This window comes from Microcoleus sp. AR_TQ3_B6 (genome assembly GCF_036702785.1).
GTDB lineage: Bacteria > Cyanobacteriota > Cyanobacteriia > Cyanobacteriales > Microcoleaceae > Microcoleus.
Map to the genome: position 1 here is coordinate 1 of NZ_JAUBVJ010000174.1, position 5,681 is coordinate 5,681.

At 50.0% G+C, this 5,681-nt stretch carries 2 protein-coding genes and 1 pseudogene; all 3 read left to right on the plus strand.

Annotated elements, in window-relative coordinates; translation table 11 throughout:
- Positions 1 to 240, plus strand: a pseudogene (locus tag QUB56_RS36095) (hypothetical protein); the annotation flags it as partial.
- Positions 241 to 438: 198 nt separating this feature from the next.
- Entirely contained in the window at positions 439 to 570 is a 132-nt protein-coding gene (locus QUB56_RS36100; RefSeq protein ID WP_332961167.1) for a hypothetical protein, read from the plus strand.
- A gap of 201 nt (positions 571 to 771) precedes the next feature.
- A partial coding sequence (locus tag QUB56_RS36105; RefSeq protein WP_332961168.1) for an Ig-like domain-containing protein occupies positions 772 to 5,681 on the plus strand: 4,910 nt, incomplete at its 3' end.

Sequence of the window (5,681 nt, forward strand, 5' to 3'; positions counted from 1 at the left end):
GCGATCGGCACTGGTTCAACCAGCGCCGACGCCGCCGATGTGATTACTGATTTTACCCTCAATCTAGACAAAATTGATTTAATTAACCCCCTGGCTTTTAACCAGTTAAATATTTTTCAAGGCACAGGGGCTTTGGTGAACGATACGATAATTCAGTATCAGGTAACAGGGGAATATTTAGCTATATTAAAAGGAGTGACTGCCAACAGTATAGTTGAGCTAGTGAGTTTCGTGGTGTAGCTTTCCGGGATGCCGATATATTTTGTATGCCAGCAACAATCTACTAATAAAAGCTGCTGGTGTAAATTGTGCCACCCAACCGGCGTGAGTGCCTAAGTGTTGGGAATGATTGAAGTTGGGTTAGCTATCGTCAGATAAAAATGTTACAAATCCTATGAGATCAGATCCGGTCGATTACCCGACCTCATGTAGGGACCCGTGAGCCAACAATATCGGCCAACAATCTCCCATCTCAAAAACCCGCCCGGCCGGGATATGATGGTCGATCGCTCGGACATGATAGGAAATGAAGCTGGGAGCAAGAAAATAGTAATTCGAGTTTTCTGGTAAAGAGAGCGGGTGCTCGAATAAAAAACTTGACCACAAAAATGACTGCCAGTAAAGACAGAACTTACGAACTGGCAGAGGGCGGTGCGCGCTCCTGTGCCAACTCAGGAGTCGAGTCACACCACAAGCCAGATTAAAGACGTTTTTAATGAGCAATAAATATTTTTTATTCGGCTCACCCCGTGAAAAAGTAAGAGACTACAAATGACACCACAAAAAATGGCTTCACAACTAATTTTTATTGACTCAAATGTAGAAGATTACCAGAGTTTAATTAACGGCGTTTCCCCAAATGCGGAAGTAATTATCCTAGATGAAAAGCTCGATGGCATTGAGCAAATCACCGAAAGGTTAGCAATTGAACAAAATATAGAAGCAATCCACATCATCTCTCACGGCTCTCCAGGTTCCGTACATCTCGGTACAAATACACTCAACAACAGCAACATAGAAAGCTTCAGCCCTCAACTCAAGCAGTGGCGCAAAGCATTAATTCCCGGTGCCGATATTCTCCTGTACGGGTGTAATGTCGCCGCCGATGTATCGGTGACAACTGACATCGACTACATCCGTCATATCAGCCAGGGGTTAAAACCCCTTTCAATTAGCTTGAGTCGGTTAAAAGTGAGATGTGGCACCATTATCAATAAGCCTTCGATCGACGGGCAAGATGCCCGTTCCACGAGAAAATCTACTGTTTGTGGAACACGCATCTTGCCCGTTCTTGAGAATGGTGCCAGATGTGAGTTAAAAGCGACTCAAGACAATCTTGACAATTCACTGATGGGGTCATCTGTCGATGACTTTCGCGATCGGACGGGGGCTAAAACCCCGGGCGGGACTGGTGTTAATCCCACAAAACCAAACCAATTCCTCCAACGCCTGAGTGAATTAACAGGTGCCGACATCGCCGCCTCGGCCAACCCCACAGGCAATGCCGCACTGGGTGGAGACTGGGAACTGGAAGTACAAACAGGCGCGATCGAAACACCCATACCATTTAACGCCAACACCCTCAAAACTTACAAGGGCGTACTCGGCTTCAGTCCCCCCTACACCTTCCCTACTGGCACTAGCCCTAGGTCCGTCAGCATCAGCGACTTCAGCGGCGACGGGAAACCTGATTTAGCTGTGGCGAACAACGGCAGCAACACCGCCTCCATCCTGCTCAACACCACTGCCACCAACGCCACCACCCCCACTTTTGCCCCCAAAGTAGACTACACCACTGGGACTGGGCCGGTTTCAGTCAGCATCGGCGACTTCAACGGCGACGGTTCACCAGATTTAGCTGTGGCGAACATTAACAGCAGCACCGTCTCCATCCTGTTCAACACCACCCCCACCTTCGCCCCCAAAGAAGACTTCCCCACTCAGACTAGCCCCAGATCAGTCAATATCGACGACATCAACAGAGACGGTTTACCAGATGTAGCTGTGGCGAACATTGACAGCAGCACCGTCTCCATCCTCCTCAACACCACCGCCATCACCCCCCCCTTCGCCCCCCAAGTTCCCTTCCCCACTGGGACTAACCCCTTTTCAGTCAGCATCCGCGACTTCAACGGCGACGGTTCACCAGATGTAGCAACGGCGAACTTCGGCAGCGACACCGCCTCCATCCTGCTCAACAACACCCCCATAGGAGCCGCCACGCCCACTTTCGCCCCCCAAGTTCCCTTCGCCACTGGGAGTAACCCCATTTCAGTCAGCATCGGCGACTTCAACGGCGACGGGAAACCTGATTTAGCTGTGGCCAACTACAGCAGCACCAGTGTCTCCATCCTCCTCAACACCACCACCCCGATCGGCGCCACCCAAATTACCTTCGCCACCCAAGTTACCTTCTCCACTGGGAATCGGCCCTTTTCAGTCAGCATCGGCGACTTCAACGGCGACGGTTCACCAGATGTAGCAACGGCGAACTTCAACAGCCAGGATGTCTCCATCCTCCTCAACACCACCGCCACAGGCGCCACCCAAGTTACCTTCGCCACCCAAGTTACCTTCGCAGCTGGCAATGAGCCCTATTCCCTCAGCATCGGCGACATCAACGGCGACGGGAAACCAGACTTAGCGGTGGCGAACCGCGGGCTCACCACCGCCTCCATCCTGCTCAACACCACCCCCAAAGTTACTGCTGTCACCGCTACCACCGCAGACGGCAGCTACAAAGCAGGTGATACCATCCCCATCACCGTCACCTTCGATGCCGCTGTCAACGTCACCGGCGCACCCCGACTGCAACTAGAAACAGGTACAAACGACTCTTTTGCCAATTACGTCTTTGGTAGCGGCACTACAGTGCTCACCTTCAACTATATAGTGCAACTAGGAGACACCTCTGCCGACTTAGAATACCTCGCCACCAACGCCCTCACCCTCAACGGCAACACCATTAAAGAAACTGTTGGTACAGCCTTTGACGCTTTCTTAACCCTCCCCGATACCGCCACAGCCAATTCCCTCGGCGGTAGTAAAGCCATAGTTATTGACAATCTTGCACCTACCATCACCAGCGTCACCTCTACCACCCCTGCGGGCCGTTACAACACAACTGGTAACATCAACGTTACCGTCAACTTCAGCGAAGCCGTTACTTTAGGAGGCGGTAATATGAGTGTCGCCTTAGACACGGGCGGCACTGTTACTATTGCACCTTTTACGGGTACATCTGCTGTCGGCACTTATACTCCAGCAGCCGGACAAAATAGCACGGCTCTCAACTCAACTGGAATCACTTTAGCAGTCGGTACAATATTGAGAGATGCTGCGGGAAATAATGCAACCTTGACTATTCCTGCGGGGCAATCTTTAGCGGATAACAAAGCCATAATTGTAGACACCCTTGTACCAACAGTTGCCTTAACCTCCGCACCAGCAACAACAGTAAACGCACCTTTTTTAGTCACAGCAACATTCAGCGAAAGCGTCACAGGATTTATTGCCAACGACGTTAATCTTACTAACAGTACGATTAGCAATTTCACGGGTAGCGGCACAACTTATAATTTTACCGTTACACCTAATGCTGATGGTCCTGTCACCGTGGATGTCCCTGCTGCTACAGCCACCGATCTTGCTGGCAATAACAATACTGCCGCCACGCAACTGACTCGCACTTATGATGCTACAGCACCAACAGTTGCCTTAACCTCCGCACCAGCAATAACAGTAAACGCACCTTTTTTAGTCACAGCAACATTCAGCGAAAGCGTCACAGGATTTATTGCCAACGACGTTAATCTTACTAACAGTACGATTAGTAATTTCACGGGTAGCGGCACAACTTATAATTTTACCGTTACACCTAATGCTGATGGTTTTGTCACCGTGGATGTCCCTGCTGCTACAGCCACTGATACTGCGGGTAATAACAATACGGCGGCCACTGGGTTAACTCGTACCGCTGATATTACCGCACCAACAGTTGCCTTAACATCCGCACCAGCAACAACAGTAAACGCACCTTTTTTAGTCACAGCAACATTCAGCGAAAACGTCACAGGATTTATTGCCAGCGACGTTAATCTTACTAACAGTACGATTAGCAATTTCACGGGTAGCGGCACAACTTATAATTTTACCGTTACACCTAATGCTGATGGTTTTGTCACCGTGGATGTCCCTGCTGCTACAGCCACTGATACTGCGGGTAATAACAATACGGCGGCCACTGGGTTAACTCGTACCGCTGATATTACCGCACCAACAGTTGCCTTAACATCCGCATCAGCAACCCGAGTCAACGCACCATTTAGCGTCACAGCAACATTCAGTGAAAATGTCACCGGGTTTGATAATACTGATATCACCGTCACCAATGCGACTGTGGGTAACTTTGTCACAGTTGACGGCAAAACCTACAGCTTTGATGTCACCCCGAATGCTGATGGCCCCGTCACAGTTGATGTACTTGCCGCTAAAGCCACTGATACTGCGGGTAATAACAATACGGCGGCCACTGGGTTAACTCGTACCGCTGATGTTACACCGCCAACAGTTGTTTTAACATCAACTTCACCGACAACAATCAATGCACCATTTTTAGTCACAGCAACTTTTAGTGAAAATGTGACAGGATTTATGGAAAGTGGCATTAATGTTACTAACGGTACGGTGAGCGGTTTTACAGGTAGCGGCACGACTTATAATTTTACCGTTACTCCGAATGCTGATGGTAATGTCACCGTTGATGTACTTGCGGCTGTTGCGAGGGATACTGCGGGTAATAACAATACCGCTGCCACTCAACTGACTCGTACTGCTGATGTTACCGCACCTACTGCTAGTTTGGGTGACCTTTCTAACATTACTAATTCTGGTGGTACAAGTCAGACATTGACAGTTACTTTCAGTGATAGTAGTGGAATTGATGTTAGCAGTTTAGATGATTCTGACTTGGTAGTAAATTGGTCAGGTGGTACTATTGGTGCGGAGTTTCTGGGCGTCGATACTAATAGTAACGGTACCACTGGCACGGCAACTTATTCGCTGATTCCGCCTGGGGGAAGTTGGGAGGATACAGATAATGGCAGTTACACTGTTAATTTGCAAGCATCGCAAGTAAAAGATACTCTTGGCAATCAAGTTGTAGGTAGCAATTTAGGCAGTTTTACTGTTAACATTCCCACGCCAACACCGACTCCCACGCCAACACCGACTCCCACGCCAACACCGACTCCCACGCCAACACCGACTCCCACGCCGACTCCGATTCCCACGCCTACGCCAACACCGACTCCTACGCCAACACCGACTCCTACGCCGACTCCGATTCCTACGCCGACGCCGATTCCCACGCCGACGCCGATTCCCACGCCGACGCCGATTCCCACGCCGACTCCGACTCCCACGCCGACTCCAGGTACTCCGGCTGTCCTTTTCCTGGAACCACTTGGCAGTACCGACGTACTCGAAAGCTATTGTAGCGATATATACAAAGTGCGACTAAATACTCAGCCAACTGCTGATGTCACCGTCGCCATTACCCCTGAAAGCCAAGTTACTGTCAGCCTCCGGGCCCTTACTTTTACTCCGGCCAACTGGAATATCGCTCAAACGGTTACGGTGACTGCGGTTGACGATGCGGTTGTTGAGGGCAATCATGTCAG